28 protein-coding genes are annotated in these 26,358 nt (G+C 62.5%); 16 read left to right on the top strand and 12 right to left on the bottom strand.

The features are described from left to right. Positions 1 to 58: 58 nt before the first annotated feature. Positions 59 to 1,273, top strand: a complete 1,215-nt coding sequence (locus tag JK176_RS04755) for a tetratricopeptide repeat protein (RefSeq protein WP_211586670.1) — start codon at positions 59 to 61, stop codon at positions 1,271 to 1,273. Then, complete coding sequence (locus JK176_RS04750) at positions 1,270 to 1,578, top strand: hypothetical protein (RefSeq protein WP_211586668.1); 309 nt, start codon at positions 1,270 to 1,272, stop codon at positions 1,576 to 1,578. Before JK176_RS04755 ends, JK176_RS04750 begins: the two co-directional genes overlap by 4 nt. Positions 1,579 to 1,652: 74 nt before the next feature. Here the strand turns inward: JK176_RS04750 and infC are convergent, their stop codons facing one another. From infC to JK176_RS04725, 5 genes are all read right to left on the bottom strand, one after another. Further along, positions 1,653 to 2,174 carry a translation initiation factor IF-3 gene (gene infC, locus JK176_RS04745; protein ID WP_099285755.1) on the bottom strand — a complete coding sequence of 174 codons (522 nt, stop codon included), beginning with the start codon at positions 2,172 to 2,174 and terminating at the stop codon, positions 1,653 to 1,655. Positions 2,175 to 2,327: 153 nt separating this feature from the next. After that, positions 2,328 to 4,265 (bottom strand): threonine--tRNA ligase, encoded by a 1,938-nt coding sequence (gene thrS / locus JK176_RS04740; RefSeq protein WP_211586666.1) that lies wholly within the window; start codon positions 4,263 to 4,265, stop codon positions 2,328 to 2,330. A gap of 113 nt (positions 4,266 to 4,378) precedes the next feature. Continuing rightward, positions 4,379 to 5,434: a glycosyltransferase family 2 protein gene (locus JK176_RS04735; protein ID WP_211586665.1), complete on the bottom strand. Its 1,056-nt coding sequence runs from the start codon at positions 5,432 to 5,434 to the stop codon at positions 4,379 to 4,381. Then, a complete protein-coding gene (locus tag JK176_RS04730) occupies positions 5,431 to 6,351 on the bottom strand; it encodes a glycosyltransferase family 9 protein (protein WP_211586661.1) in 921 nt (306 codons plus the stop codon). The genes JK176_RS04735 and JK176_RS04730 overlap by 4 nt, the downstream gene beginning before the upstream one ends. Before the next feature lie 80 nt (positions 6,352 to 6,431). After that, positions 6,432 to 7,097 carry a nucleotide exchange factor GrpE gene (locus tag JK176_RS04725; protein ID WP_194261172.1) on the bottom strand — a complete coding sequence of 222 codons (666 nt, stop codon included), beginning with the start codon at positions 7,095 to 7,097 and terminating at the stop codon, positions 6,432 to 6,434. 162 nt (positions 7,098 to 7,259) lie between these two features. Here JK176_RS04725 and JK176_RS04720 point away from each other — a divergent pair, with 162 nt between their 5' ends. Together JK176_RS04720 and JK176_RS04715 are read left to right on the top strand one after the other, a co-directional pair. After that, a complete protein-coding gene (locus JK176_RS04720; RefSeq protein ID WP_062031216.1) occupies positions 7,260 to 8,030 on the top strand; it encodes a response regulator transcription factor in 771 nt (256 codons plus the stop codon). A 6-nt stretch (positions 8,031 to 8,036) separates the two neighbouring features. Further along, complete coding sequence (locus JK176_RS04715) at positions 8,037 to 9,887, top strand: stimulus-sensing domain-containing protein (RefSeq protein WP_211586655.1); 1,851 nt, start codon at positions 8,037 to 8,039, stop codon at positions 9,885 to 9,887. Positions 9,888 to 10,021: 134 nt separating this feature from the next. Here JK176_RS04715 and JK176_RS04710 read toward each other — a convergent pair whose 3' ends face one another. Both JK176_RS04710 and JK176_RS04705 read right to left on the bottom strand, forming a co-directional pair. Beyond that, the gene (locus JK176_RS04710) at positions 10,022 to 10,381 is read right to left on the bottom strand and encodes a UrcA family protein (RefSeq protein WP_211586652.1); all 360 of its coding nucleotides are present in this window, start codon (positions 10,379 to 10,381) and stop codon (positions 10,022 to 10,024) included. 169 nt (positions 10,382 to 10,550) lie between these two features. Continuing rightward, positions 10,551 to 10,901: an endoribonuclease L-PSP gene (locus JK176_RS04705; RefSeq protein ID WP_194261175.1), complete on the bottom strand. Its 351-nt coding sequence runs from the start codon at positions 10,899 to 10,901 to the stop codon at positions 10,551 to 10,553. Between the two features lie 92 nt (positions 10,902 to 10,993). Here JK176_RS04705 and JK176_RS04700 point away from each other — a divergent pair, with 92 nt between their 5' ends. From JK176_RS04700 to JK176_RS04645, 12 genes are all read left to right on the top strand, one after another. Further along, positions 10,994 to 11,467 carry an HPr kinase/phosphorylase gene (locus JK176_RS04700; RefSeq protein ID WP_211586650.1) on the top strand — a complete coding sequence of 158 codons (474 nt, stop codon included), beginning with the start codon at positions 10,994 to 10,996 and terminating at the stop codon, positions 11,465 to 11,467. 34 nt (positions 11,468 to 11,501) lie between these two features. Further along, on the top strand, positions 11,502 to 12,482 hold the full coding sequence (rapZ, locus tag JK176_RS04695; RefSeq protein ID WP_211586648.1) for an RNase adapter RapZ: 981 nt from the start codon (positions 11,502 to 11,504) through the stop codon (positions 12,480 to 12,482). Further along, positions 12,479 to 12,919 carry a PTS sugar transporter subunit IIA gene (locus JK176_RS04690; RefSeq protein ID WP_099285746.1) on the top strand — a complete coding sequence of 147 codons (441 nt, stop codon included), beginning with the start codon at positions 12,479 to 12,481 and terminating at the stop codon, positions 12,917 to 12,919. Before rapZ ends, JK176_RS04690 begins: the two co-directional genes overlap by 4 nt. Before the next feature lie 14 nt (positions 12,920 to 12,933). Beyond that, a complete protein-coding gene (locus tag JK176_RS04685) occupies positions 12,934 to 13,224 on the top strand; it encodes an HPr family phosphocarrier protein (RefSeq protein ID WP_099285745.1) in 291 nt (96 codons plus the stop codon). Then, a complete protein-coding gene (gene ptsP, locus JK176_RS04680; RefSeq protein ID WP_211586646.1) occupies positions 13,217 to 15,079 on the top strand; it encodes a phosphoenolpyruvate--protein phosphotransferase in 1,863 nt (620 codons plus the stop codon). The genes JK176_RS04685 and ptsP overlap by 8 nt, the downstream gene beginning before the upstream one ends. Positions 15,080 to 15,136: 57 nt before the next feature. Further along, positions 15,137 to 15,691 (top strand): Fur family transcriptional regulator, encoded by a 555-nt coding sequence (locus JK176_RS04675; protein WP_211566232.1) that lies wholly within the window; start codon positions 15,137 to 15,139, stop codon positions 15,689 to 15,691. A gap of 5 nt (positions 15,692 to 15,696) precedes the next feature. Then, positions 15,697 to 16,152, top strand: a complete 456-nt coding sequence (locus tag JK176_RS04670; RefSeq protein WP_211586645.1) for a hypothetical protein — start codon at positions 15,697 to 15,699, stop codon at positions 16,150 to 16,152. A 19-nt stretch (positions 16,153 to 16,171) separates the two neighbouring features. Then, positions 16,172 to 17,191, top strand: a complete 1,020-nt coding sequence (locus tag JK176_RS04665; protein WP_211586643.1) for an asparaginase — start codon at positions 16,172 to 16,174, stop codon at positions 17,189 to 17,191. An 87-nt stretch (positions 17,192 to 17,278) separates the two neighbouring features. After that, positions 17,279 to 18,706 (top strand): sugar porter family MFS transporter, encoded by a 1,428-nt coding sequence (locus tag JK176_RS04660; RefSeq protein WP_228125298.1) that lies wholly within the window; start codon positions 17,279 to 17,281, stop codon positions 18,704 to 18,706. Positions 18,707 to 18,794: 88 nt separating this feature from the next. Beyond that, positions 18,795 to 19,217: a hypothetical protein gene (locus tag JK176_RS04655; protein WP_211586640.1), complete on the top strand. Its 423-nt coding sequence runs from the start codon at positions 18,795 to 18,797 to the stop codon at positions 19,215 to 19,217. A 140-nt stretch (positions 19,218 to 19,357) separates the two neighbouring features. Next, positions 19,358 to 19,777, top strand: a complete 420-nt coding sequence (locus tag JK176_RS04650) for a hypothetical protein (RefSeq protein ID WP_228125299.1) — start codon at positions 19,358 to 19,360, stop codon at positions 19,775 to 19,777. Beyond that, a complete protein-coding gene (locus JK176_RS04645; protein WP_211586638.1) occupies positions 19,740 to 20,534 on the top strand; it encodes a DUF4097 family beta strand repeat-containing protein in 795 nt (264 codons plus the stop codon). Before JK176_RS04650 ends, JK176_RS04645 begins: the two co-directional genes overlap by 38 nt. Here JK176_RS04645 and JK176_RS04640 read toward each other — a convergent pair. The 5 genes from JK176_RS04640 to JK176_RS04620 form a co-directional block, all read right to left on the bottom strand. Next, positions 20,525 to 21,316: an RluA family pseudouridine synthase gene (locus tag JK176_RS04640; RefSeq protein WP_211586635.1), complete on the bottom strand. Its 792-nt coding sequence runs from the start codon at positions 21,314 to 21,316 to the stop codon at positions 20,525 to 20,527. The genes JK176_RS04645 and JK176_RS04640 overlap by 10 nt on opposite strands. Continuing rightward, positions 21,306 to 23,990 (bottom strand): DNA translocase FtsK, encoded by a 2,685-nt coding sequence (locus tag JK176_RS04635; RefSeq protein WP_249194194.1) that lies wholly within the window; start codon positions 23,988 to 23,990, stop codon positions 21,306 to 21,308. Before JK176_RS04635 ends, JK176_RS04640 begins: the two co-directional genes overlap by 11 nt. A 154-nt stretch (positions 23,991 to 24,144) precedes the next feature. After that, a complete protein-coding gene (gene rsmD, locus JK176_RS04630; protein ID WP_211563953.1) occupies positions 24,145 to 24,744 on the bottom strand; it encodes a 16S rRNA (guanine(966)-N(2))-methyltransferase RsmD in 600 nt (199 codons plus the stop codon). 3 nt (positions 24,745 to 24,747) lie between these two features. Continuing rightward, on the bottom strand, positions 24,748 to 25,548 hold the full coding sequence (locus JK176_RS04625) for a pseudouridine synthase (RefSeq protein WP_211586846.1): 801 nt from the start codon (positions 25,546 to 25,548) through the stop codon (positions 24,748 to 24,750). Positions 25,549 to 25,580: 32 nt separating this feature from the next. Continuing rightward, entirely contained in the window at positions 25,581 to 26,315 is a 735-nt protein-coding gene (locus JK176_RS04620; protein WP_211586633.1) for a gamma-glutamyl-gamma-aminobutyrate hydrolase family protein, read from the bottom strand. Positions 26,316 to 26,358 lie beyond the last annotated feature (43 nt).

Raw genomic sequence — 26,358 nt, 5'->3', positions numbered from 1 at the left:
GAAGGATTTTAAGGGTTTCTTAGGGGGCTTTCGCTACCACGGAAAAAAAGGAGCCCTCATGCCCAATTCTTTCCGTTTGCTGGCACAGGATATTCTCGCTCTGGCGGATGCGGGCGACGTATCTGCTGCATTCGAAAAGCTGAACGAGGGTGTTCAGACCCTCCCTGAGGAACCGCATTCCGCTTTTCTGGCGGGATGTCTGTATGAACGCCTCAAGGACTGGCAGCAGGCGCGGCGCTTCTATCTCCAGAGCCTGCATCTGGACGTCAACGCTCCGAGGATCTGGCATCGTCTGGGAATTGTCTGTCTGGAAGGGGGCGATCTGGACGGAGCGGAGCGGGCGCTGAAGGTCGCCATTCAGCAAAAACCGTCCGAAGCGCCTTATTACGTCGATCTGAGTCTGGTTCAGGCTCGTAAAGGCGTGTTCGACGAGGCTCTGGAGAACGCCATAACCGGCGATTCCCTTTGTGCGGATCATGTCCCGGCCATCAATAATATTGCTCACGCGCTCCAGTGCCTTGGCCGGAGTGAAGAGTCGCTTCCCTATTATGATCGGGCGATTGCTCTGGCACCGGAAAATGGCGTCTGTCGTTTCGGACGGGCTGTCAGTCTTCTGAAAATCGGCAGTTTCGAAGCCGGATGGCGGGAATATGAATGGCGCTGGCGATGCAGCCAGACGCCGCGCACGGATCTTTCCATCCCGCATTGGGAAGGAGAGGATCTGACAGGCAAAACCATCCTGATCCATCACGAACAGGGCTATGGCGATACGCTTCAGTTCATCCGTTTCGTGCCCCTGCTCAAGGCGCTTGGAGCGACGACCATAGTGCAGGTTCCGCCTACGCTGGTCCGGCTTCTGGAGCGGATGGACGACATTGACGGGGTCATCTCGGTTCTTGAGCCGTCACTGCCTCTGGATCTGCATTGTCCGCTGGTCGGTCTGCCGATGCGTCTGGGCCTGACACCAGACACGGCTCCAGACTGTCCGTATCTGTCCGTACCCTTTGAAGAACAGGAACGCGTTGGTGGTGCGCTGCGACAGAGCGTGATGCAGACGCCAGACCAGCCCGAGTTGATCGTTGGGCTGGTCTGGAATGGTGATCCGCGCCCTCATGATTCCGTCGCCACGCAGGTGGACCGCCGCCGAAGTGTGCCTCTGGAGAAGCTTGCCCCTCTGATGGGTGTGGAGGGAATCCGCTTCGTCAGTTTTCAGCTTGGTGCCGCGAAAAACCAGATTGCTGAAACCGGACTGCCCGTGATTGACGTGACGTGACGGACGGGATTGTGGATTTCGCCGATACTGCGGCCCGGCTTTATGGCGTGGATCTGCTGATCAGCGTCGATACATCCATGGTGCATCTGGCGGGTGGACTCGGTTTGCCGGTCTGGATGATTTCGCGGAGTGACGCCTGCTGGCGCTGGGGCGAAACCGCGTCCACGACGCCGTGGTATCCCAGTATGCGGATTTTCCGTCAGCCACGTTCAGGAGACTGGGAGACCCCCGTGGCCGAAATTGCGGGTCTGTTGCGGCAGTTCGTCGCGCTGTATCGGACGAATCTCGCGGCCGAAGCGGCTTAAGTCGCAGGTCATAAAAAACCGGCCACCTCCTTTTCAGGAGAGGCCGGTTTTTTAGTCTCTGGATGACCCCTCCCTTAGCGGGGGGCGATCACCATCAGCATCTGGCGGTTTTCAAGGCGGGGCATCTGCTCCACCTTCGCCTTTTCCTCGACTTCCAGCCGGATACGCTCAAGCATCTTGATGCCGAGCTCCTGATGGGCCATTTCGCGACCCTTGAAGCGCAGGGAAATCTTGACCTTGTCGCCTTCGTCAAGAAAGCTGTGAATGGCCTTGAGCTTCGTCTGGAAGTCGTGCTCGCCCGTACCCGGACGGACCTTCACTTCCTTGATCTCAACGACCTTCTGCTTCTTGCGGGCTTCGTTCTTCTTCTTCTGCTGCTCATACTTGAACTTGCCGTAGTCGAGAATCTTCACGACAGGAGGAACAGCGGTCGGGCTGATTTCCAGCAGATCGAGACCCACCGAAAAAGCGCGCATCATGGCATCCCGGGTCGTCATGATGCCCTGCATTTCGCCTTCTTCGTCAATCAGACGAACCTGCGGAACACGGATTTCCTCGTTGACGCGCGGTCCTTCACGGGTGGGCGCGGCCTGCATCGGCGGTCTAGCTATGGTCAGCTCCTGTCATCAGTTTCGTTCGGGTCCGGCAGCCTGTATCCGCCTTCACGCAGAAAGGCGGGATACGGCCATTTCCGATCCCGTTCCTTCTGCACATAGTCCTGCCTTACGCGCGGTGCAAGGGGATTACGTTCAATCCTTTGTCGCACGCGCGATGTCAGGGGCCTGAGCCTCTTTCGCAAGAGCCGCAACGGCCTCGTCGAGCGACAGGATTTCCTGCGTCGCGCCCCCCAGACGCCGCATGGCGACCTTGCGTTCCTCGGCTTCGCGACGACCAACGACCAGAATGACCGGAACGCGCGCAAGGCTGTGTTCGCGGATTTTGGCGTTGATCTTGTCGCTTCTCGTGTCGGTCTCGACCTGGAGTCCCGCAGCTTTCAGCGTTGCGGCGACTTCATTGGCATAATCGCCAGCGTCGGAGACGATGGACGCCACAACAACCTGCGTCGGTGCCAGCCAGAGTGGGAACTTGCCGGCATACTGCTCGATCAGGATGCCGATGAAGCGCTCGAAACTGCCGAGAATCGCGCGGTGCAGCATGACCGGGCGATGACGGTTGCTGTCCTCGCCGATGTAAGAGGCGTCCAGACGCTCCGGCAGAACGTAATCCACCTGAAGCGTGCCGCACTGCCAGTCACGACCGATGGCATCCGTCAGCACGAATTCGAGCTTCGGACCGTAGAACGCGCCTTCGCCCGGATTGTATTCGTACTCGACGCCCGCGATCTCACAGGCTTTCTTGAGCGAGCCTTCCGCCCGATCCCAGACCTCGTCCGAACCCGCCCGCGTTTCCGGGCGGTCCGAGAACTTTACGCGGAAGCTCTCGAATCCGAGATCCGTGTAAACTTCGGCCAGCATTTTCACGAACTTCGCGGTTTCGTCCGCGATCTGCTCGTCCGTGCAGAAAATATGGGCGTCGTCCTGCGTGAAGCCGCGTACGCGCATGATGCCGTGCAGGGCACCCGACGGCTCGTAACGGTGACACGCGCCGAATTCCGCCATCCGCAGCGGCAGCTCGCGATAGGAGCGCAGGCCATGGCGGAAGATCTGCACATGGCACGGGCAGTTCATGGGCTTCAGCGCGAGGGTCTTGTCCTCGTCCTCGACGGTCGCGATGAACATGTTCTCGCGATACTTGTCCCAGTGACCCGAGGCTTCCCACAGAGCGCGGTCCACGAGCTGCGGGGTGCGGACTTCCTCGTAGTCGTTCCGCTCCTGCGCGCGGCGCATGTAGTCCTGCAGGACCGTGTACAGGCGCCAGCCCTTGCGGTGCCAGAAGATCTGGCCGACGGCTTCTTCTTGGATGTGAAAGAGGTCCATCTCGCGGCCGATGCGGCGATGGTCGCGTTTTTCAGCTTCCTCAAGGCGCAGGATATGGGCGTCCAGCTCCTTCTTGTCGCGCCATGCGGTGCCGTAAATGCGGGTCAGCATGGGGTTGCGGTGGTCACCGCGCCAGTAGGCTCCGGCCACGCGCATCAGCTTGAACGCCGTACCGACATCGCCGGTGGTGCGCAGATGCGGGCCACGACACAGATCAAGCCATTCGCCCTGACGGTAAATCGAGATCTGCTCGGTTTCCGGCAGGTCCTGAATGAGTTGCGCCTTGAAGTCCTCGCCCTTCTCTTCGAAGAAGCGGATGGCCTCGTCACGGTCCCACACTTCGCGGACGAACGGCGTATTGGCCGCCACGATCTCGCGCATTTTCTCTTCGATGGCCGGGAAGTCTTCAGGCGTGAACGGCTTCTCGCGGGAGAAATCGTAGTAGAACCCGTCTTTGATGCTCGGCCCGATCGTGACCTGCGTTTCAGGCCACAGGGCCTGCACGGCTTCGGCCAGAACATGGGCCGCGTCATGTCGGATCATTTCCAGCGCGTCCTCATCCTTGCGGGTGACGAACTTCACGGACGCATCGGTGCTGATTTCGGTGCTGATATCGACGGGGTTGCCGTCCACTTCCATCGCCATGGCGGCCTTGGCGAGACCTGGCCCGATGGAGGCCGCGATCGTCGTGCCCGTCACCGTCCCGTCGAATGTGCGGACGCTTCCGTCGGGGAGTGTGATGGCGGGCATGGAGATCGCTCCTGTGCGAGTGGGAACGGCAGATCGCTCTGCCGAAAAATGAACCGGTAAATGGCCTCAATCCCCGTCAGGCCGCAACCCCCAGACAGGCAGACGGATTGTTTTCAGGTTGCTTTGTCCATCTGGAGCAGCAGAGGTGACCCATCATAAGGATCGGACTGCCGCCCTTCGTCCCATCCGAGCGTGACATAATGGATGAGGGGCCAGATCCCGTAATAGGGGTCCTGCGTCACATCCGGGTTGCTCCGGGCATAATATAGCGGATCGAAAACCCGATATTCGTGCTGCTGCCCGTCGTTCCGTGCCCGATGGGCCACAAAGCCGGACGGGATGCTGAGTGGAGGGTGTGGAACGCTCTCTCCCGTGCCCAACAGGATGTCCGGATCGACGCCAAGATCGCGGAAGCGCTGCGCGATTATGGGGGCATATAGGTCCGGCGTCAGGCTGTAGCTGGCGAGGAAGTCCTGATAGCTGGCGTTGAAATAATAATGCAGATGCGTGCCGTCTTTGGGATGTTCCGGCTGCGCGCCGGTGTCCGTGGCGGTCAGTTTCTGGCGGGCGAAACGGCGGATGTCTTCGTAGTCCGGTCGGTTGTGAAGATGCAGATACACGAAAGGCGTGCGGACATAACGGTTGGGGTAAAGGCTCTGCGGGTTATGAAAGCCCCGGTCCAGACTGACGATCGTCTGCGCCCGGAACAGACCACGCCGGACGATCTGGGGCCGGTAGTAATCCGGCGCTTCCGGCACGTTCAGTAGCAGGCGTTCGGTAATGAAGGTCGCGTTTTCCTGCTTCAGATAGTCGAACTGGCGCCGAATGACGTCAGGGTCGAGCGAAAGCTGGTCCAGAAAAACCGTCAGGAATTCGTCACAGTCCAGCGGGATGGCAAAATCGTAGAACTCTTCTGCATCCCACTGGCGGATGATGTTCGCGATGATCTCGCCTTTATGCAGGAAATCGCTGTGCGATGCGTGATCGCGGATGATCCGTACGCCTTTTTCCTCATAGCGGGTCTGGATCTCCAGAACGGCGGGGTCAGTCGAACCATTGTCGATCACGGTCAGGCCGGGAAAGCCGAAAATCGCTGCGTGCCACAGAATCCAAGGCTCCAGAAGGGTTGCCTCGTTCTTCTGCATCATGACGCAGCGGATTCGGGTCATCGGGACAGCAGGGTGTCCATGCAGGCCTCGACCCGTTTTACGGACAGCATTGCCAGATCGGGCACCACGATCAACTCCGTCCGGCCTGCCGTGGGGGTGAGGGGTGCCGTCAGGCGCGGATCGCTGTCTGGGCCGAAAAGCGTGAGGCAGGGTGTGTCCATCGCGGCCGCCAGATGCATCGGACCGGTGTCGTTGCCGATCACGAAGGAGGCACGGTCGAGCACGCCCGCGAGTTCGACCATCGTGGTCTGGCCCGTCAGGTCGAGGGCGGTTGGGCAGACGTGCAGGATGTCCTGAGCCAGTGGGGCTTCGGTCCGGGTTCCGACGATGACCGGACGGATGCCCTTCGCGGCAAGGGATTTTGCGATTTCGGCAAAGCGGGGCGCGGGCCAGCGTTTCTGAGGGCGGTGAGGGGCTGCGCCCGGTACCAGAACGGCATAGGGGGCAGCAATGTCCGGCCCATGGCCCTGAAGCCAGCGCGGAACACTGCGCGGCAAGGGCGTGACCCCGGCGTCATGGAGCTGATCGTCCAGCCGGGCCAGCGTGTGCATGGCGTTGCGCGACGGATTGCCGTGCGGATGGCAACAGCCGTCGGAGATGCCCGACCAGTTTGCAGGCTGTCCTGCGAGGCGGAAATAGGTTTTGGACCGTCCCGAAGTCTGAAGATCGAACACCCGGTCATAGCCGCGCAGCTTGCGCGACAGGCGCCATAGTCCCGGCAGGTTCCGCATCGACGGGCGGTCATCCGTCAGGATCTGGTCAAACCACGGCGCGGCGCGGGCCAGATCCACGAAAGGCGCGGTCGTCAGAAGGGTCAGCGTGGCGTGGGGGAAGGCGGCCCGAATGGACGCGAAAGCGCCGAAAGCCTGAACGAAATCGCCCAGCGCGCCGAGTTTTATGACAAGTATGCGACTCATGAGCCGACTTTAGCAGGGTGTTGCGGAACGCCAACCTTTCCCGGCTGCCGTTCCGCAAAGAAAATCTGCCCTGTGGCCGATTAGGCCGTGGTGTCGACGCCCTGCGGTGCCGCAGCCGGTTCGCCCTTGGCGACCACGACCATGGCCGGCTTCAGCAGGCGCCCCTTGAGCAGCCATGCCGGCGTCCAGGCCTGCATGACATGGCCAGACGGGTGCTGGTCGGATGGCTGTTCCGCCATCGCCTGATGCAGGTTGGCGTCGAACGGCTTGCCGGTCGGGTCTTCGCAGGTGATGCCGTTGCGTTCGAGAATGCCGAGGAACGAGCGCTGCGTGCCTTCGATTCCCTCACGCAGCTTCGTGATGAGGACGTCTTCGCCTTCCGTCTTGGCGGGTAGGGAGGCCAGACCGCGCTCAAGATTGTCAGCGGCTTCCACCACATCGCGGGCGAATTTCTGGATGGCGTACTGGCGGGCATCCTCAATGTCACGCTTGGCGCGGGCGCGGATGTTCTGGCTTTCGGCTTCGGACCGAACCCAGCGGTCCTTGAGTTCCGCAACCTCGGCTTCAAGCGCCTCGATGCGGGCTTCGGGAGTCGTCTCTTCCAGCGTTTCACCGCCGGTTTCGTTCATGCCCGGTGTCTCGTGTCCGGAGGTCTCGACGCCCTGTTCAGGCACGTCATGGGCCGTTTCCGGCGAGGCGTTGTGGTCTGTCATGTCACGACCTTCTTTGGTGGGACGGGCCATCATGCGGCCCCGTTCTTCTTCAGGAGATAACGCTGATTGTCCTAAAGACAAGGGTTGCGCCGTCGCATAACGACGCATCATGTCATTGAAAAGCCTATTTTCCGCCATCATGGATCATGGGTTATAGGTAAAAAGCCGCAACAGTTCTCAGCAGACGGACCCCTTATGGAGACGCCCCGAACCCCCTACGCGCCGCCCGCGCCTGCCTCGCAGACGCCGCCCGGAGCTTCCGCCGCGCCGATTATCGCGCTGGTGGACGATGACCGGAACATTCTCGCGTCGGTCCAGATGACGCTCGAAGCCGAAGGATTTACCGTCCACACCTATACCGACGGTGAAAGCGCGTTGCAGGGCATCACGTCGCGCCCGGTCAGCCTCGCCGTTCTGGATGTGAAAATGCCGCGCATGGACGGCATGGAACTGCTCCAGCGCCTGCGCTCGCGCTCGAACCTGCCGGTCATTTTCCTGACGTCCAAGGACGAGGAGCTGGACCAGCTCATGGGCCTGCGTCTGGGGGCCGATGATTACATCACCAAGCCCTTCTCCCAGCGTCTGCTGATCGAGCGCATCCGCGCTTTGCTGCGCCGTCAGGATGCCAGTCGGGCCGAGGCCACGGGGGTGGCAGCCGTCGGCTCCGCCATCGTGCGGGGCAAGCTCTCGCTGGACGAGACGCGCCATCAGTGCCTGTGGGACGGGCAGGATATTGCGCTTACGGTCACGGAGTTCCTGCTGGTCAAGGCTCTGGCCCTGCGTCCGGGGATGGTGAAGTCGCGCGATCAGCTCATTGATGCTGCCTATGGCGACAACATCTATGTCGATGACCGCACGATCGACAGCCATATCAAGCGCGTCCGCAAGAAGTTCCGGCAGGTGGACGACGAGTTCAACCAGATCGAGACGCTGTACGGCATCGGCTACCGCTACCGGGACGAGTAAGCGCGCGTGGATGATGATTCGGGGGCTTTTCCGACAGGCCATATTCTCGATGCCGACCGGCTGGAACAGGGCCGGGACCGGCGGCGTGCCGAATCGGCCCGGGCTGCTCTGCGAGCGGGGCTGGGCGAGTCCCTGCGAAGGATCGGCGCAAAGATCCTGAAGCGCCTGCGTCCGCGCCGGGCTACGGAAATCTCGCTGTCGCGGCGGCGTCTGGCGTCGCCGCTTCTGGTGCGGATTCTGCTGCTCAACGCCCTGCCGCTCGCACTGCTGGCCGTTACCCTGCTGTTTCTGGACCAGTTCCAGAACGGGCTGCTGGAAACCGACGTCAACGCCCTGCGCGAACAGGCCCATATCTATGCTGGCGCGCTCGGGCAGTCCGCCGTCCGGGTGAACGCGCATGGGTCGGGCCATCCCGCGCCCGGTGGTAATCTTGAACTGGACGTCGCGCAGGCCCGTCCGCTTCTGGCCAGCCTGACCGAGCCGAGTCCGAATGCTCACGCCCTGCTGTTCGATCCGGACGGCAAGCTGGTGGTGGACAGCCGCACGGCCTCGCGCCGCAAGCAGGATCATGCGCCCCCCGATCCTGCCGACGGTACGCCGTGGCAGCCGCCGCGCAACAATATTCTGGAAAGTTTCTATGACTGGCTGCTGTCGCTCCTGCCGCTGACCTCCAGCGAGGAAGTCACGCTCGATACCAACGATACCGCCATGGACGGTCCGCATGATGCCCGGCCGCTCCAGTCGCAGGCTGAACTGCCCCCCTTCATCCGACGCACCAAGGACCATCAGCTTGTCGTGACGGTGGTGGAGCCGGTCGTGCGCGATGGTGTGACGGTCGGGGAAATCCAGCTGACCCGCCATGCGCCGGAAGTGGATCGGACGCTGTTTGCCGTCCGGTCCTCAATCCTGTCGCTGGTTCTGGCGGCGCTTGTCGTGACGGTGCTGCTGTCCTGGTACCTGTCGCTCACAATTGCCCGTCCGCTCCTGACGCTGGCGCGGGCGTCCAACGACATGCGCGAGGCGGATGGGCGCAAGGATCTGGTGCCTGAACGGCTACTGGTCCGCCGGGACGAGATCGGCGTTCTGGCCCGTTCGCTTCGGGGCAGTGCGCTCGCGCTCTGGGCGCGGATGGACGATATCGAACGCTTCGCCGCCGATGTCAGTCATGAAATCAAGAACCCGCTCTCGTCCATCCGCTCCGCCATCGAGACGCTGCCGCGCATCCAGATTGCCGAGCGGCGCGAACGGCTGATGGGGATCATCAACAGCGACGTCAAACGGCTGGATCGCCTGATTACCGATATTTCCGATGCCAGCCGGATTGATGCCGAACTCTCCCGCGTGCGTCCCGAACCCGTTTCGGTCGTTGCCCTCCTCGCCATTCTTGCGGAAATGCATCAGACCACCCGTCGGGAAAACGATCCCGTGCTGCGTCTGGATGTCCGCGATCAGGACCCGCCGCTCAAGGCGCTGGCCGTGGAGGATCGTCTGGTTCAGGTGCTGCGGAACCTGATTGGAAATGCAGTCTCGTTCTCGCCGCCGAAAGGCATCATCGCGCTCCATGCCAGCGCACGCGACATCGCGGGTAGCGGGCCGGGAACGGGCAGCGTGGTGGAAATCACCATCACCGATCAGGGCCCCGGCATTCCTCCCGGAAAGCTGGAAAGCATTTTCGACCGCTTCTATTCAGAACGCCCCCAAACCGAGAACTTCGGCCAGCATTCCGGCCTCGGGCTCGCGATCAGCCGACAGATCATTCATGCCCTGCGCGGCAACCTGTTTGCCGAGAACCGGATGGATGCGTCCGGCGCGATCCGGGGTGCCTGTTTCGTGGTGCGGCTCCCCCGCGCGTCCTGACGCTGCCATCCGGCCTGTTCCCTGCACCGTAATGGCGGTCTCCGGGGACAGACCCGCAATCGCGCCCGGAACAAGGGCTGCCGCGACAGGCAGCGCCAGAATCAGGGCCGCAAAAGCGGGTCGGGACATGGCCGTCACTTCCCGGAGGAAAGGGCGAGGAGCACATGACCGGTCTGGTGGCGCGCGCGCTGTTGGTCCCGCAGGACGTAAAGATCCTCATGGGCGCGGGAGAACGCGTCCTGCTCGCAGTCGGCGCCATCACTGTCCACCAGCCAGTTGTCCTGAATGAGCTTCTGGCAAACGGCGTGGGACGCTTGGGTAATTTTCTGGTTGGCGATGGTCCAGTCGCGCGTAGTCCTGAGATCCAGCGACGAGAGGTCGATTTCCGTGCTGGTCGTGCCGATTCCGGTGGGAGCGGCATGGGCGGCCTGAAGCGGCAGGGCGAGGCTGGCGGTGGAGAGAGCGCAGAGCAGCAGAGTGGAAAAACGGATCATGGCACGACATTCCTGAAGTCGGTTCCGACGCTGATTGCGTCTGGAAATCTTCAATGCAGGAAGCGTGCCAGTTTTTATTTTCAGTCAGAAAAATTCGATCTTCAGCAGGCTGAAAATGGATTATTTCGGAAAAATCATAAAATCCGCCATAAAATGGCGTATTTTTTCACTATCCGTGGGGTGTGGCGGTCAGGCTGAGGGCGATGCGCTGTTCGGGAAGGGGGAAACGCTGCACGATCCGCAAGGTCAGGGCGGGTTTTGCTGCGCCCAGAGCCTCGTTCAGGGCTGTCTGGCACTGGTTGAACGTCTGCCCTTCGCGGATCATGGCCGCGACATGCCGGGTATGGTTCAGCGTGAGGCCATGATCGGCCAGCGCCAGAGAAATGGCCGACAGTGCTGCCTGACATTCATCCGTCAGCCGTCCGGGGCGATCCCCATCCGGGCTGAAACCGCTGAAATCCGTGCAGGTAACCTCGTCTCCATGTACGGTGACGGTCGGGGAGGGGAAGGATGTGCCCATGGTGGTTCTGAGTCCTGATCCATGTCAGGGGGCCGTCATGCCCCTGTCCGGCCCAAGGTCTTAGTCTGCTCCTGAGGAGGTCGCAATCCGTCATGTCTGTCCCGACATCCCTGCCTGAAGGTTCGGTCCATGCAAGTTGTGTGGCGTGGAACGGGGCGGCTGTCCTGATTTCGGGGCCATCGGGCTCGGGGAAATCGGAACTGGCTTTGCGGCTGATGGATGCGGGTTTTGACCTCGTGGCGGATGACCGTGTGCTTCTGGAGGGCGCGGTGGCTTCGGCCCCCGCGCGACTTGCGGGGCTGATTGAAGTCCGGGGTGTGGGAATCCTGCGGATACCTTTTGTTGCGAAAGCGACGGTCCATTTGCGGGTCTGTCTGGGGCAGGGACAACCCCGTCTGCCCGAATCGTGCCGGGACCCGTGGACGGGTGCGGTGATGTTGTGTCTGGAGCCCGGTTTTCCGGGAACGGTGGCCCGGATCAGGGCGGCTCTCAAGGCCTGTTGCGGCTCTTACGAATGGGTCGCCGGGGCCGGAGAAACGCTAAAAAAACGTGAAGGTTTGAAATAGTTCCGTACCAAAAGAAAAAAGGCTAGAGTGTGGCATGGCATCGGCGAACCATCCCGAGTCTGGCTCCTTATCCGGCTATGGTCACGGGTCCCGTCGGATCCTGATTGTAACGGGTCTGTCCGGGGCGGGAAAATCATCCATATTGCGGGTTCTGGAAGATCTGGGTCATGAGGTCGTGGACAACCCACCTCTGAACCTGATCCAAGCGCTCGCGTCACGGGCCGGACAGAATCTGGCCATCGGAATCGACGTCCGCAGTCGCGGGTTCGAAGCCTCCCGCGTTCTTGAAGAACTAGAGCGCCTTCGCCTTCTGCCTGACTGCGTGGTGCAACTCCTCTACGCCACTGCCGAACCTGAAATCCTTCTGCGTCGCTTCACCGCCACGCGCCGCCGCCATCCGTTGGTGACAAGTGGCACCATTCTTCCCGGAATCGAGCAGGAAACCGCTCTTCTGGCCCCGCTGCGCGCCAATGCGGATCTGGTGATCGACACGTCCGACCTGCCCTCGCCGGAGCTGCGCCAGCTGATTGAAACGCGCTTTGGCAGCTCGGGCGGGGACGGGCTGACGGTTGCGCTGATGTCCTTTGCCTATCCGTCAGGTCTGCCGCGCGAAGCCGACATGGTTTTCGATGCGCGTTTCCTGCGTAATCCGCATTATGATCCGTTCCTCCAGCCCATGACCGGTCTGGATGAGGCAGTTGTGCAGTACGTGAAGTCGGACCCGGCCTATCCCGCCTTTTTCGGCCATATCCAGAGCCTTCTGGAACTGGTGCTTCCCCGTTTTGTCGCGGAAGGCAAGAAATATGCCACTATCGCTATCGGATGCAGCGGCGGACGCCATCGCTCGGTGACGATCGTGGAAGAACTGGCCCGTATTCTTCCCAAAGCCATGCCGGTCGGGCCGATGATGGTTCTGCACCGCGAACTCGCCCGCAAAGGGGTGGCCCCCCGGCGCTGGGCCGTCCCTCCACAGGACCCGCCACAGGATCTTTCTTTACAGGACAGAACAGTATGATCGGACTCATGCTGATTACGCACGGACGTCTTGGCGATGTCCTGTTGGAAACGCTGGTTCATGTCGTGGGCCCGCAGACTCAGGTAGGCGTGGTCGGTGTTGCGGATGACGACGATCCTGCCGTGCTGCGTCCTGCGGCCGAGCGCCTGCTCCAGCGTCTCGATACTGGCGATGGCGTTCTGGTGCTGACGGATATTTTTGGAAGTTCGCCTTCTAATCTGGCGCTGTCCCTGCGCGAGCCGGGGCATGTTGAGGTCGTGTCGGGCGTGAATGTGCCGATGCTGGTCAAGCTGGCGAAAACACGTCGCGATCTGGACCTTGCGGGTTGCGTGGAAAAGGCCACAATGGCGGGGCGGAAGTATATCGCCGTGGCGTCACAGCTTCCCGCCCCCTGCCTCCATGGAGGGCCGCGTGCCTGTACGCTGCCGGTTCATTGAATCGAGTTCGCTGAATGAGTGATACGACCCTGTCCGTTCCGCCGCGTACTGTCAGCATTGTCAATCATCTGGGCCTTCATGCCCGCCCCGCCGCCAAGATCGTGACGACTGCCGAGCGCTTCGACGCCGAAGCCACGATTGCTCACGGCTCCAATGTCGTCTCCGCCCTGTCGATCATGGGACTGATGATGCTGGGAGCCGGGGAGGGGCAGAGCGTGACGCTCCGGGCTCATGGGCCTCAGGCGGTCGAGGCGCTCGACGCTTTGGAGGCTCTGATCGCGGACGGATTTGGCGAGCGTGACTGAAACGCCGCCCCGCCGCCGCTCTTCCCGACAGCCCCGCCGCAGCGCGTCCTCCAGTACGTTTCTTCAGGGCAAGGCCATCACGCCCGGTATGGCACTCGGCCCTGCCGGACGGGTTGAAGCCCTCCCGCTGCCCGACATCACCGAACGCTACAGCGCCATCGGGCCGGAGGCAGAGAACGTCCGTCTGGACGAAGCCATCGCCCGGGCGTTCCACCAGATCGAGAAGATGCGCGATCGGCTGGTCGGTCTGCCGGAAGAGGGGCGGGCGGAAATCGCCTCCCTCCTGACGGTCTATGAACGGATGCTCGGCCCGTCGCGACTTGTGCGTCAGGTGAGGGAGCGGATCGCGGGGGAGGGGCTTTGTGCGGAGGCAGCCGTCTCGGACGTCACGCAGGAGCTGGCGGCGCAGGTTTCGCGCATGGCCGATGCCGTTGCACGGGAAAACAGCGCGCAGGACGCCGACGCCAATCTGCGTCTTGCGGGCGAGTTCGAAGAAGTCGGGCGTCGCCTGATGCGGAACCTGACCGGCATCTCCTATCGTGCCTTTTCCAGCCTGCCTCCCGGCTCGGTTCTGGTGGCGGAGCAGTTGCGTCCGGCCGATGTTGCCATGATCGATCCTGCGCGGATTGCGGCGGTCGTCACGCAGGGCGGGGGCGGCGCGGACCATACCGCGATCCTGCTGCGCGCGCTCGATATTCCCGCCATCCTCGCCGTGCCAAACCTCATGGCGCAGGTTCAGGAAGGCGAGATGCTGGTCGTGGACGGGCATCTCGGGACCGTCACGCTGTCGCCCAACGAGACCGAACTGCGTCTGGCGGCAGAATCCGCACAACGTGAAGTCAGGGAAAAGCGGGCGTTCGGGCGGCTCAAACGCCTGCCTGCCCAGCTTCAGAGCGGCGAGGACATCGAACTTTCGGCCAATCTGGAACTGCCCGCGGAAATGCCGATGCTGCTGCGTAATGGCGCCAAGGGCATAGGTCTTCTGCGTAGTGAATTTCTGTTCGGTGAGCGCGAAGACCTGCCGGACGAAGACGGTCAGACAGACGCCTATCGCGCCATCGTGCAGGCCATGGACGGCCGTCCCGTCACGATCCGCGTGCTGGACTGGGGCGGCGAAAAGGGTCGGGCCTGTATGCGCCGGCTGGGTCTGGCCGAACAGGTCGCGGATGGTGGAAATCCCGCGCTGGGGCTGAGAGGCGTGCGTCTGCTCCTGCGGGTGTCGGACGTGCTGGAAACGCAGTTTGCCGCGATCCTGCGGGCCGCCGAGTCTGAAGAAGGCGCAGCCATCGGTCCGGTGCGGATTTTGCTGCCCATGGTGACGTCCGCAGACGAAATCGTGGCGGCGCGGGAGATTTATGACCGGGTGGCCCGACGTCTCAAACGCAAGGGCCATACGCTGCCCGAGCCGCTGCCACCGCTGGGGGTCATGATCGAAACCCCTGCCGCCGCTCTGACGGTGGATACGCTGGCCCGGCACGCTGATTTTATGGCGCTCGGCACCAATGACCTGACGATGTACACGCTCGCCGTGGACCGTTCGGATTCCATGGTGGCGGACCGCTACAGTCCGCTTCATCCGGGTGTGCTGCGGCTGATCGAGGCGGCGGCGGATTCGGCCCTGAAGGCGCGCCGTCCGATTTCGGTCTGTGGAGAAATGGCGTCTGATCCGCGCGTGGTGGCGCTGCTGATCGGACTGGGTCTGCGGTCCTTTTCCATGAATTCCGCCTCCCTGCCGCGTGTGAAACGCCTGATCCGCACCCTGACGCTCGAAGACTGCGACCAGCTCCGCCGACAGGTCATGCTGGAAAGCGATCCGGACGTGATCCAGGATCTGGTCCGGCAGTTCGCAACCTGACACTGTTTGCGGGTGGGTCTCTCGGCAAAGCGGAGCGGGGATGCCATATTGACGTCCATGCCGGATTCTTCTGCCACTGCTGATACGCTCGTTTTTTCGCCCGAAGTCACACAGCGCCTCGACCTCACGGCCGAGTGGTGCCAGCGCAACGGGCAGCGCCTGACCGAAACGCGTCGGCAGGTGCTGGGGCTGATCCTGTCCAGCGAGAAGCCGTCCGGGGCTTATGATCTTCTGGCCAGACTGCGCCCGGCCCACCCGAAAGCCGCCCCGCCCACCGTGTACCGGGCGCTGGATTTTCTGCTGGAAAACAGCCTGATCCACCGCCTGGAGCGGTTGAGCGCCTTCGTGGGCTGTTCGCATGCCGTGGAGTGTCCGCATGGCTGCAACCACCATGACGAAGGCGGAATGCACCGGGCACAGTTTCTGATCTGCCGAGGCTGTGACCGGGCGTGGGAACTGGAGCAGGAGGCCATCGCGCCGGTTCTGACCCGTGCCGCGCAAAGCATGGGCTTTAAGGCCGAGTCCGCGACCGTCGAAATCGAAGGCCTGTGCGTGGCCTGCCAGAAAGCCGGTGCCCTGCCGGTCCGCCGACCGAAAACCACGGCAGGCTGAAACGCATGGGCCGCCGTCGTTCCCCGTCGTCGGCGCTGCTGTTTGAAACGCTGCCCCAGTCCCGTCGTCCGCGCCCGAAAAATCCGCTGCCCCGCGTTTCTGTGGCCCCGACTGATCAACCGGATCTTCTGGGCTGGACACCACCGTTGACGCATCTGGATGCGGATGAGGTTGAGGCCTGTTTCTTGAATCCTGTCGGGTTCCGCCCTCCGTCCGGGGAAGCGTTTGTGTATCATCTGACAGATATCGTCAGCGCGCGGATGATTGTGGAAAACGGCCTCCTCCTGACGGACGGCCTCATGTTCCGCACGGCCGCGCATCTGGCGCAGGATCTTGCGGATGCTCCGGTGACGGAAGATCTGGGTATCGTGCGTGTCCGGCGGCGTCTGATCCAGCCTTGGTTAGCGGCAGATCGTCAGGACGGCCGTCCGTGCTATGTGCTCGGTCCGGAAACATCATGAAAGGCAGGGAGAGTATCATATGGCAGCACAGTCGGGCCTTCTGGCCGAGGTCACGCGCGGCGGACGTGTTGAATCCCATCATCTGGGCCGGGCGGTCGTCGTGGATGCCGATGGTGGCGTGGTCTGGTCCTGCGGGGATGTGGAGGCTGCGGTATTTCCGCGTTCGACCGTCAAATCCCTGCTGGCGATCGAACTGGTGGAAAGTGGCGCGGCGGACCGTCTTGGCCTGAGCAACGATGCGCTGGCACTCGCCTGTGCCTCGCATGGTGGCGAGAAAGCCCATGCTGACATGGCGGCCACGATGCTGGGAACGGTCGGCCGCGATGTCGGGTCTCTGGAATGTGGAACGCACTGGCCGACCTATGAACCGGCTGGCCGCGCGCTGGCGGCCGCGCATCAAGAGGCCTGTCCGCTGCACAACAACTGTTCGGGCAAACATGCGGGCATGGTGTGCCTGTCCTGCGATCAGGGCGTTGATCCGACCGGCTATATCGACCCGTCCCACGAGATCCAGCGCCGCGTGACGGATGTGCTGGCCGCCATGATGGACACGCCGCATGACGACGCAAACCGCGGCATGGACGGCTGTTCCATGCCGACCTATGCCGTCCCCCTGAAAGCACTTGCGAAAGGTTTTGCAAGATTTGGCGCGGGAACCGGATTGTCCGAAGGGCGTTTCCGTGCGGCCACACGTCTTCGTGAGGCCGTGGCGGCCAATCCGTTCATGGTCGCCGGGACGGGGCGCTATGACACGAAAATCATGGACCGGTTCGGCGCGCGGGCCTTTGTGAAGATGGGCGCGGAAGGCGTGATGATCGCGTCTTTGCCGGAACTGGGGTTGGGTCTGGCCATCAAGACTGATGATGGCGCCAATCGCGCTGCGGAAGTCGCAATGTCCGCCCTGCTGCGTCGCTTCGGCGGCGAAACGCTGTGTCGGGACGCCGCAGACCGCGACATTCTGGACGCAACCGCCACGCAGACCATGCGGAACTGGAACGGGTTCACCGTCGGCGAACTCCGCAGTGCGCTCACGCTGTAAACGGTTTTGTGTTATAGGTTACGGATATGACATCCGCATGAAAGATTGGTGTCATTTTATGACTGAGCAAGAGGAACGCACTGGCCTATGAACGATCAGCCCGGAATGACAGGGACCATTTCGCCGCAGGATGACAGCGGCACATCCATTTTCGACGCAACGCGCTTCAAGATTATCGCCATTGGCGTGATCGCGGCGCTGGCGGGTCTCATGTCCGGGCTTGATATTGGGGTAGTGGCAGGAGCGCTGGACCTGTTCGGCAAGGAATACCACGCCTCCACCATTGCGCTGGAATGGGTCGTCAGTTCCATGATGGCGGGGGCAGCGGCGGGTGCTCTGAGTGCGGGCTGGATGTCCAAGACGCTGGGGCGCAAACATTCCCTGATCGTGGGTGGTGCGATCTTCGTTATTGGCACGCTTGGTTGCGCCATGAGCTGGTCGGTCGCGTCCATGATTTCCTTTCGGGTTGTCATGGGTGTCGCGGTCGGCATTTCCGCCTTCACGGCCCCGCTGTACCTGTCGGAAATCGCCAGCGAGGATGCGCGCGGGGCGATGGTTTCGACCTATCAGCTCATGGTGACGGTCGGCATTTTCATCGCGTTCCTGTCCGACACGTATTTTTCCTATAGCGGCAACTGGCGCTGGATGTTCGGCGTGGCGGGCATTCCGGCCGTTCTGTTCCTGATCGGCGTGCTGTTCCTGCCCTACAGTCCGCGCTGGCTGATGGCGCAGGGGCGCCACAAGGAAGCGCGGCAGATCCTGCTGGATCTGCGCGATGACCCGCTGACGGCTGCCAAGGAAATCCGCGCCATCCGCGAGCAGCTTGAGACGAAACAGGAGGGTTTCAAGCTCTTCCGCACCAATCCCAATTTCCGCCGCTCCGTGGCGCTGGGCGTGATGCTTCAGATGATGCAGCAGCTCGCGGGCATCAACATCGTCATGTATTACGCGCCCAACATTCTCGCGGCGGCGCATTTCGATGCACAGTCGCAGATGTGGTGCACGGCCATCATCGGTCTGGTGAACATGCTGGCGACCTTCGTAGCGCTGGGACTGGTCGACCGGTGGGGCCGCAAGCCGATCCTGTATGCGGGCTTTACGGTCATGGCGTTCGGCATGGGTATTCTGGCCATTCTGCTTCAGACCGGCATGACCACGCAGTCCTCCCAGATTGCGGCGGTGTTCCTGCTAATGATCTTCTGCGCCGGATTTGCCATGTCGGCGGGGCCGCTGATGTGGGTGCTGTGCTCCGAAATCCAGCCGCTGGGCGGGCGTGATTTCGGCATTGCCATCTCAACCTTCACCAACTGGATGACCAATCTTCTGGTCGGTGTGAGCTTCCTGACCCTCATGCAGACCCTCGGCACGGCAGGCACATTCTGGCTCTTCGCCGGGCTGAACGCACTGTTCCTGCTGCTGACGATCCTGTTCGTCCCCGAGACGCGGGGGATGTCCCTCGCCGTCATCGAAAAACGGCTCATGTCGGGTGTGAAACTCCGCAAACTGGGCCGCTGACATCCTCCGGGATATCACCATCGCGTGATCTTGCGCCCGGCCTCTCTGGTCGGGCGTTTTTATGTGAACCTTCCTTGAGGAGACGCGCTTGAGCGAATTTTCCAGAACCTCCCGAAACTCCAGCCCGGTCATCGGCAGAAGCGGCGTGTTGATTGTTTACGCGCTGTATATCGCCCGTTTCTTCACGGGAATCAGCCTTCTGGCGGGTGTCATCGTCGCCTATCTCCTGCGCCGACCGAGCGTTGGGATAGAGCGGATGCATCTGAACTGGCTGGTGCGCCTGTTCTGGTATGATGTTGCCTTCATCGTCGGTTCCGCCGCTCTGTTTCTGGCGTGTTTCTTGACGGAACCGCCCGGAAGTTCCGGCCCCGGCCAGCTTCTTTTCCTGCTGCCAATCGGTATTTTCGCAGTCTGGAACATCGTCCTGCTGGTGGCTCTGATCGTGGGCGTGCGTAGCATTCTCGCAGGAGATGGCCCACTTCCTGAACGTTTCCGGGCATTGGCGGAATAGGCTCGTCGGGAACTGGCGCGATACGCCATTCCTTCAGAGTTCCCGATGGACTCGATGCGTCGGAATGCCGAAAATCCGTATCTGGCACGGTTTGTGCATTAAGGTTGCTGTCGAGTTTTTCTCAGAGGAATGTTTCCCTCATGTACGCATCCTACGCCCCTTACGAACCCGCCAGCCGCTACGGTCGCGGAGATGATGCCCGGAGCGGTCGCGATCTGGTCCTGCTGATCTACGCACTGTACGTCGCCGGATTTTTCACGGGCGTGACAGCCCTGATCGGCGTGATGATCGCGCATAAAAGCCGCCGTTCCGCCACGGGTCTGACGCGTACGCAGCTCGACTGGCAGGTGCGGATGTTCTGGTACGGTGCGCTCGCCCTGACCGTTATCGGGACGATCCATCTCATGGTCGCGGGTCTGGGCGCTATTACGGGCGGGCTTGGGCTGGTGTTCATGGTGGTGCCCTGGGGGCTGACACTGGCCTGGGGCATTCTCACGGCCTGGGCCATTGCTCGCGGCGTCCATGCCGCTCTGCTCAATCGTTCCGTCGCAGGTCGCTGAAGCCCGAAAGGCCCATATCATGAACCGTTTCGTGCTTTCCCTTCCTGTCCTCGCCCTCGGCACAGCCCTGGCCTTTCCGGTCTGTGCTGCGCCCCTAAGCCAGTCCTCGATTTCGGACGATATGTCCCTGTCCACCCTGCCCGAGGGTGGAAAACTCTCCAGCATCAACGGAGATGTCAGTATCGGGACGTCAGACGGTCCGCTGTCTGTCCGGACCGTCAGCGGCGACATTCATATCAAGCAGTCCAGAGGGCCGCTCGAGGTCCATACGGTCAATGGCACGCTGGATGTGGATCATGCGGTAGCCGCTGTGGAAATCCGCAGTGCCAGCGGCGATATCACGCTCGATCATTCCGACGGTGCAGTCTCGATCCGCACCATGAATGGTGACAGCACGATTGATCATGCGACCCACAATGTCATGATCCGCAGTGTCAGCGGGGATACAAACCTTACGCTTGATGCCGCGCCGCAGATGCGCACGATTGATATCGGCACGGTCAGCGGTGATATGACGATCCACCTGCCTCATGGTTTTGGCGGAACCTTCGACATCCACCTGAAACAGCGCCGCTCGGACAAGACGCTGCCTCTTCAGCAGTCTCTCGGCCTGACGGTGCAGATCGGGAACTGGGAAAAAGAATCCGGTGGGTCAGCAGAGGTCCGGACGATCACGGCCACCGGGAAGGTCGGCGATGGCCGCGATCACATCATCATCCACAGCGTGGTCGGCACGCTGAAACTCGTTCAGGACTGAGTCGCGCCCTCGCAGCCCATCCGTTGCAGCGTCTCCGCCATGAAGTCCGGTGGGGAGGCTTCTGCGGCGAGTGTGTCTGACGGCAGATTTAGTTCCAGACTGCGGGCGAGCAGATGCAGCCCCGGCAAAGATGATCCTCCCGAAGCACCGTAAACCGTATCGCCAAGGATCGGCGTTCCCAGTTCCGCGCAATGGATGCGGGCCTGATGAGTCCGTCCCGTGAGCAGTTCCAGTTCCACCCAGCACAGACCCTTGCCGCGCCCCAGCACGCGCCAGCGCGTCCGGGCCTCATCGCCTTTCGCATCCACAACCATGCGCCAGCCGGAGGGGCCGGACTGCCGCAGAAGCGGTGCGTCGATCTCGCCGCTGTCCTGCTGCAGAGTCCCCACCACAACCGCCCAGTAGAGCTTGCGGACCTGCCGGTTCTGAAACGCCGCCTGCGCCTCGATCAGGGCCGTCTTGCGTCGCGCAACCAGCAGGCAGCCAGACGTATCCGTATCCAGCCGGTGTGCCAGCCAAGGCCCTCCGCGCGGATGCGGCAGCAGGCGCGTTTCGACGGAATCCTGCGTGGACGGACCGGGATGCACCGCCAGTCCCGCTGGCTTGTCTAGAATCAGGAAACGGGGGGTTTCCAGCAGGACGGGAATGTCCATTCCCGGATAAAACGGCGTGCGCGGGCTTTCCGTGGCGGGGGAGTCCGCCTGCGTTGGCAGGCGGCGCGGCTTGTGGGCATTGCGCGAGGCCTTGGCCCGTCGGATCCGCTCCTTGCGGTCAGTCTTCATGTTCTTCCTTGCGGCGGACAAGGATCTCGCGTTTGCCCACATGGTTCGCCGCACCGATGATGCCTTCCTTTTCCATCTGGTCGATCAGCTTGGCCGCGCGGTTATATCCGATGGAGAGGTGGCGCTGGATGAAACTCGTGGAGGCGCGGCCTTCGCGCATCACGATGTCCACGGCCTGATCGAACAGGGTGCCTTCTCCGTCACCGCCCGAGCCGGACCCCGCCGTCAGGCCGCCCGCGCTGTCGTCGTCCTGCCCGGACACCACGTCGTCGTTGTAGATCGGATCGCCCTTGGAGCGCAGATCCGCCACGACGGCCTCGACTTCCTCATCCGCCACGAACGGGCCGTGGACACGCGTGATGCGTCCGCCACCCTGCATGAAGAGCATGTCACCCTGACCCAGAAGCTGCTCCGCGCCCTGTTCCTGAAGGATCGTGCGGCTGTCGAACTTGCTGATAACCTGAAAGGAAATCCGGGTCGGGAAGTTCGCCTTGATGGTGCCGGTGATGACGTCAACGGACGGGCGCTGCGTTGCCATGATGACGTGGATGCCGGCGGCACGGGCTTTCTGGGCCAGACGTTGCACCGCCGTCTCGATTTCCTTGCCCGCGACCATCATCAGATCGGCCATTTCGTCGATGACGACGACGATATAAGGCAGGTTTTCCGTTGCGACTTGCTGCTCGTCAAACACCGGGCGGCCCGTTTCGGGGTCAAAGCCGGTCTGGACACGCTTGGTGACCATCTCGCCCGAAGAGCGGAGCTGGTTCACGCGCTCGTTGTAGCCGTTGATGTTACGGACCTGAAGCTGCGCCATCAGGCGGTAGCGGCGGTCCATTTCCTGCACGGTCCATTTGAGCGCGCTGACGGCCTTGGTCGGTTCCGTCACGACCGGGGTCAGGAGATGCGGAATCCCGTCATAGATCGACAGTTCGAGGATCTTGGGGTCGATCATGATCAGGCGGCACTCTTCCGGGCTGAGCCGGTAGAGCAGCGACAGGATCATGGCATTCACACCGACCGACTTACCCGAACCTGTCGTACCCGCGACGAGCAGATGCGGCATTTTCGCAAGGTCGGTATAGACCGGAACGCCGGCGATGTCCTTGCCGAGCGCGATCTGAAGACGGCCGTTTCCGTTCATCCATTCCGGCGTGCGGAGCAGTTCGGAGAAATAGACCGTCTCGCGCTTGGCGTTGGGAACCTCAATGCCGATGACGTTGCGTCCGGGCACGGTCGCGATACGCACGCTCAGAACCGAAAGCGAGCGCGCCACGTCGTCAGCAAGTCCGATCACGCGGGACGAACGGATGCCCGGTGCGGGTTCGAGTTCGTACAGCGTGACGACCGGACCGGCATGGATATCGCCGATCGTGCCCTGTACGCCGTAATCCGCCAGAACGCTCTCCAGCAGGCGGGCATTGGACTGCAACGTCTCCTGCGAAGGCCCCGTTACGGCGTGCGGCGGCGGCGGGTTCAGCAGGGCGAGCGGGGGCAGTTCCCAGCCCGTCGTCACGGCATTGCGCGGCGCGGCGGGACGTGGGGCAACAGGTTCGGGCGGACGTTCCGGGCGACGCATTCCGAACAGGCCACGCTTTTGCGGCTCGGGTTCGGGCGGTGTGTCGATGCTGCTTTGTGGCAGGTCTTCATCCATTTCGTCGTCAATCTGACGACGCACGGGCGGCAGTGGCGTGTCGCGCTGGCGGGCGATCTGGGCCAGACGTTCGGCATAGGGGTTGGAGGGCGCGTCTTCCTCTTCCGGCGTCGCAGTCTGGCGAGCGCGGGCGGCCGCGGCTTCCGTCCGGCTGACCGGGCGCGTCTCGGCGGCGGGCTGGCTGTAGGGATCGTCCTGCGTGTCCATGGGGGGCTGCATCCAGCCGGTATTCTGCGGCACGAATGGCTCGGGGCGGGAACGCGGATCGCTCTTGCCGAAGCTGCGGCGCAGGAAGGACAGGGGGGCTGCATCCGCTGCTGGAGCGCCACCGGCTGGGCTGGGCTGGAATTCATACAGACGCGGATCGGGCGCGGGCCGATGATCGGATGTCTGCGGGCCGTTCATGCGCTTCGCCAGCGAGAAGGGCTGGCGACCCAGCACCACGGCCGTCTTGCCCAGAGCGCGCCATTCGCGGGCTTCAAGACCCATCGCCAGCGGCAGAAGCAGACCCATCAACAGCAGGACGAGAAGAACGGCAATCGCGTTTCCGGCGGCCCCGGCTTCGGCATGGGCGGCATCCAGCAGGCGATGGGCAAAAGAAACGCCCATTTCGCCGCCCAGACCGCTGGCGGTCGGCCAATCGACTTGAAGGCCTGGAATGAGAAGCTGGAGCGTGCCGATGAAGGTGGCGGCGGCGGGCAGCAGGGCAAGGGCGGCCACGATCCGCAGGATCGGCAGGCTCATGCCGTGATGGCGGACCATGCGCCACGCCCAGGCCAGCAGAATGACAATCGGCATGCCGCTGCCGAGGCCGAGCCACTGGATCAGCCCATCCGAAATGGTCGCGCCCGTACGGCCCAGAAGGTTCGTCGGTTGCGTTCCCGTCGAGGTGTTGAAGGACGGATCGTGCGGATTGAAGCTCCACAGCGCGATCCCGACCGCCACGGCGAAGATCAGCAGGACCAGCCCGAGAAGCTCCATGCAGCGGGCGCGCAGAGCGCTTCGCAGTTTCGGTGTCATGTGCCGGTCATGCGCGTCGCGGACGATGTTGCGCACTGTACTGGTCGATCGGCTGAACGCGGCCAAGTCTCGTCACCCCGTCGGTTTTCTGGATTGCGGCTTGTAAAATTCACTCTGAACTATAGCCGACAGGGTACTGAATACAGAGGGAAAATTAAGGAAAAGTGGAGGAATGCTTCCAGATCGTCACCTTTGCCGCCCCAAAACGACGCTCACAGAGGATTTCTGGCGTGAGTGTGGGCATAAAGTGTTCAGAAGGTGGCATGATGGGCGTAAATTCTTCCGTGGCGCCCGTTTCGGCCACGATCAGCGCGCCCTGCGCCAGCCAGCCGTTCCGCGCCAGCGCCCGCAGACCCGATTCGACAAGTCCCTTGCCATAGGGCGGGTCAAGGAAAACCAGCGTGTAGGGCTCCGTGGCCTTGGGCGGATGCGTGACGCTGCAACTCAGCACGCGCGAGCGGTCCCGGGCTTTGCAGATGTCCAGATTGATCCGCAATGCTGCCAGCGCGCTGCGGTCGCGTTCGATGAACGCGGCTTTTTCCGCCCCGCGCGACAACGCTTCGAGCCCCAGCGCGCCGGTTCCGGCGTAGCAGTCCAGAACGGAAGCCTTTTCCAGCTCCTCCTGCCCGTACCAGGGCGCATGGGCGAGCATGTCGAAAATCGCCTGCCGCGTACGGTCTGACGTGGGGCGCGTACTGGTTCCGGACGGCGCGGTCAGGGCGCGGCCCTTGTTGTCTCCTCCAACGATCCGCATGGATCAGCGCGTCCGATGACGCTTCGGGGCGGGGAGGTCCGGCAACTGTTCGCGCAGAGTCTTGCCGGGAACTTCCTCCAACTCGCGTGCTTTCAGCGAGCCAAGCTGGAACGGGCCGTAGGACAGGCGGATCAGGCGGCTGACATGCAGGTTCAGGCCTTCCATGACGCGGCGGATCTCACGGTTCTTGCCTTCGCGCAGACTGACCGTGAGCCAGGCATTGTCGCCTTTTTTCGAGTCCAGCGCGGCTTCGATGGAGCCGTAACGCACGCCGTCATACTCGAAACCATCAATCAGCGAGGCCAGACGCTTCTCGTCCACGACGCCGAACACGCGCACGCGGTAGCGGCGGACCCAGGCATTGCCCGGCAGTTCGAGGCGGCGGGCCAGTTCACCGTCATTGGTCAGCAGCAGCAGACCTTCGGAATTGATATCCAGACGCCCGACGCTGATGACGCGCGGCAGCCCCTCGGGCAGCGTGTCGAATACGGTTTTGCGGCCTTCGGGGTCCTTGTGGGTCGTCATCAGGCCGTCGGGCTTATGATACCGCCACAAACGCGTGCGCTCGGGGGAGTCCACGGGCTTGCCGTCCACCAGCATGATGTCGCCCGGCTGCACGAACGTCGCCGGATGCGTGACGATCTGCCCGCCCAGCTTGATGCGCCCGTCCTCGATCATGCGCTCGATATCGCGGCGGCTCGCCACGCCAGCGCGGGCCAGTGCCTTGGCGATGCGCTCGCCTCTCGGGGCTGCTGCGTCCGTTTCGGGTGCAGTGTCCTCGTGCAGGTCAGAGATTTCGGGCATCTCGGGGGCGGTATTTTCGGTATTGTCGTCAGTCATCGTGCAGTCTCCACAAGCGCCGCATACAGGCGACGGTCGCCGGGGTCGAGGGAGAATTCGGGGTGCCACTGTACGCCAATGGCAAAACCGGGGCCATCAAGCTCGATCGCTTCGATCGTTCCATCCGGCGCATAAGCGCAGATTTTAGCCCGTCCGGGGTCGCGCACGGCCTGATGATGTGAGGAGTTCACGCTCATGCGCTCTGCCTCCAAGATCTGCGCGAGTTTCGTGCCGGGAACGATGTCTATCGCATGGCCGGGTTCGTGGCGCGGGTTGGGCTGTTCGTGTTGCAGCTCTTCAGGAAGATGCTGGATCAGCGTGCCTCCGGCGTGTACGGCCAGAAGCTGCATTCCGCCGCAAATGCCCAGAACCGGCTTGCCCTGTGCCAGCGCCGCCCGCATGAGCGCCAGTTCGGCGGTGGTGCGGGCCGGGCGCGGGCTGGTCAGCGGATGAGGCGTCTCGCCATAAAGCGCCGGATCGACGTCGAATGCGCCGCCTGTGACGATCAGCCCGTCCAGCCGCGCCATCAGGGCTTCGGCGTCGCAGCCGTAACCCAGACAAACCGGCATCCCCCCCGCATCGCTCACGGCGCTCAGGTAATTCTCCCGCAGCGCATGGAAGGGATAGCGGGAGAACTGCCCGGGCCCGCCGGGTTCATGATCCAGCGTCAGGCCGATCAGCGGCGCGCGCTGCGAAGGGGATGGACGGGGAGGGGTCATGCGCCGCATCATCGCATCATGAGTCAGGGTCAGACAAGGATTCACACGGATATTG

Source organism: Gluconobacter sp. Dm-73 (genome assembly GCF_018256215.1).
Lineage (GTDB): Bacteria > Pseudomonadota > Alphaproteobacteria > Acetobacterales > Acetobacteraceae > Gluconobacter > Gluconobacter cadivus.
This window is presented reverse-complemented; position numbering and strand designations above follow the sequence as displayed.

What these genes read in the sequence shown, in the direction of transcription:
- JK176_RS04735 (WP_211586665.1), bottom strand. Translation starts at nt 5,434, where the DNA reads ATGACCCGAATCCGCTGCGTCATGATGCAGAAGAACGAGGCAACCCTT.
- JK176_RS04710 (WP_211586652.1), bottom strand. Translation starts at nt 10,381, where the DNA reads ATGATCCGTTTTTCCACTCTGCTGCTCTGCGCTCTCTCCACCGCCAGC.
- JK176_RS04705 (WP_194261175.1), bottom strand. Translation starts at nt 10,901, where the DNA reads ATGGGCACATCCTTCCCCTCCCCGACCGTCACCGTACATGGAGACGAG.
- JK176_RS04625 (WP_211586846.1), bottom strand. Translation starts at nt 25,548, where the DNA reads ATGCCCGAAATCTCTGACCTGCACGAGGACACTGCACCCGAAACGGAC.
- JK176_RS04670 (WP_211586645.1), top strand. Translation starts at nt 15,697, where the DNA reads ATGGGCCGCCGTCGTTCCCCGTCGTCGGCGCTGCTGTTTGAAACGCTG.
- JK176_RS04730 (WP_211586661.1), bottom strand. Translation starts at nt 6,351, where the DNA reads ATGAGTCGCATACTTGTCATAAAACTCGGCGCGCTGGGCGATTTCGTT.
- JK176_RS04720 (WP_062031216.1), top strand. Translation starts at nt 7,260, where the DNA reads ATGGAGACGCCCCGAACCCCCTACGCGCCGCCCGCGCCTGCCTCGCAG.
- JK176_RS04645 (WP_211586638.1), top strand. Translation starts at nt 19,740, where the DNA reads ATGCCGCTCTGCTCAATCGTTCCGTCGCAGGTCGCTGAAGCCCGAAAG.
- infC (WP_099285755.1), bottom strand. Translation starts at nt 2,174, where the DNA reads ATGCAGGCCGCGCCCACCCGTGAAGGACCGCGCGTCAACGAGGAAATC.
- JK176_RS04660 (WP_228125298.1), top strand. Translation starts at nt 17,279, where the DNA reads ATGAACGATCAGCCCGGAATGACAGGGACCATTTCGCCGCAGGATGAC.
- JK176_RS04755 (WP_211586670.1), top strand. Translation starts at nt 59, where the DNA reads ATGCCCAATTCTTTCCGTTTGCTGGCACAGGATATTCTCGCTCTGGCG.
- JK176_RS04685 (WP_099285745.1), top strand. Translation starts at nt 12,934, where the DNA reads ATGAGTGATACGACCCTGTCCGTTCCGCCGCGTACTGTCAGCATTGTC.
- rapZ (WP_211586648.1), top strand. Translation starts at nt 11,502, where the DNA reads ATGGCATCGGCGAACCATCCCGAGTCTGGCTCCTTATCCGGCTATGGT.
- JK176_RS04640 (WP_211586635.1), bottom strand. Translation starts at nt 21,316, where the DNA reads ATGAAGACTGACCGCAAGGAGCGGATCCGACGGGCCAAGGCCTCGCGC.
- JK176_RS04620 (WP_211586633.1), bottom strand. Translation starts at nt 26,315, where the DNA reads ATGATGCGGCGCATGACCCCTCCCCGTCCATCCCCTTCGCAGCGCGCG.
- JK176_RS04665 (WP_211586643.1), top strand. Translation starts at nt 16,172, where the DNA reads ATGGCAGCACAGTCGGGCCTTCTGGCCGAGGTCACGCGCGGCGGACGT.
- JK176_RS04690 (WP_099285746.1), top strand. Translation starts at nt 12,479, where the DNA reads ATGATCGGACTCATGCTGATTACGCACGGACGTCTTGGCGATGTCCTG.
- JK176_RS04650 (WP_228125299.1), top strand. Translation starts at nt 19,358, where the DNA reads ATGTACGCATCCTACGCCCCTTACGAACCCGCCAGCCGCTACGGTCGC.
- thrS (WP_211586666.1), bottom strand. Translation starts at nt 4,265, where the DNA reads ATGCCCGCCATCACACTCCCCGACGGAAGCGTCCGCACATTCGACGGG.
- rsmD (WP_211563953.1), bottom strand. Translation starts at nt 24,744, where the DNA reads ATGCGGATCGTTGGAGGAGACAACAAGGGCCGCGCCCTGACCGCGCCG.
- JK176_RS04635 (WP_249194194.1), bottom strand. Translation starts at nt 23,990, where the DNA reads ATGACACCGAAACTGCGAAGCGCTCTGCGCGCCCGCTGCATGGAGCTT.
- JK176_RS04700 (WP_211586650.1), top strand. Translation starts at nt 10,994, where the DNA reads ATGTCTGTCCCGACATCCCTGCCTGAAGGTTCGGTCCATGCAAGTTGT.
- JK176_RS04675 (WP_211566232.1), top strand. Translation starts at nt 15,137, where the DNA reads ATGCCGGATTCTTCTGCCACTGCTGATACGCTCGTTTTTTCGCCCGAA.
- JK176_RS04725 (WP_194261172.1), bottom strand. Translation starts at nt 7,097, where the DNA reads ATGATGGCCCGTCCCACCAAAGAAGGTCGTGACATGACAGACCACAAC.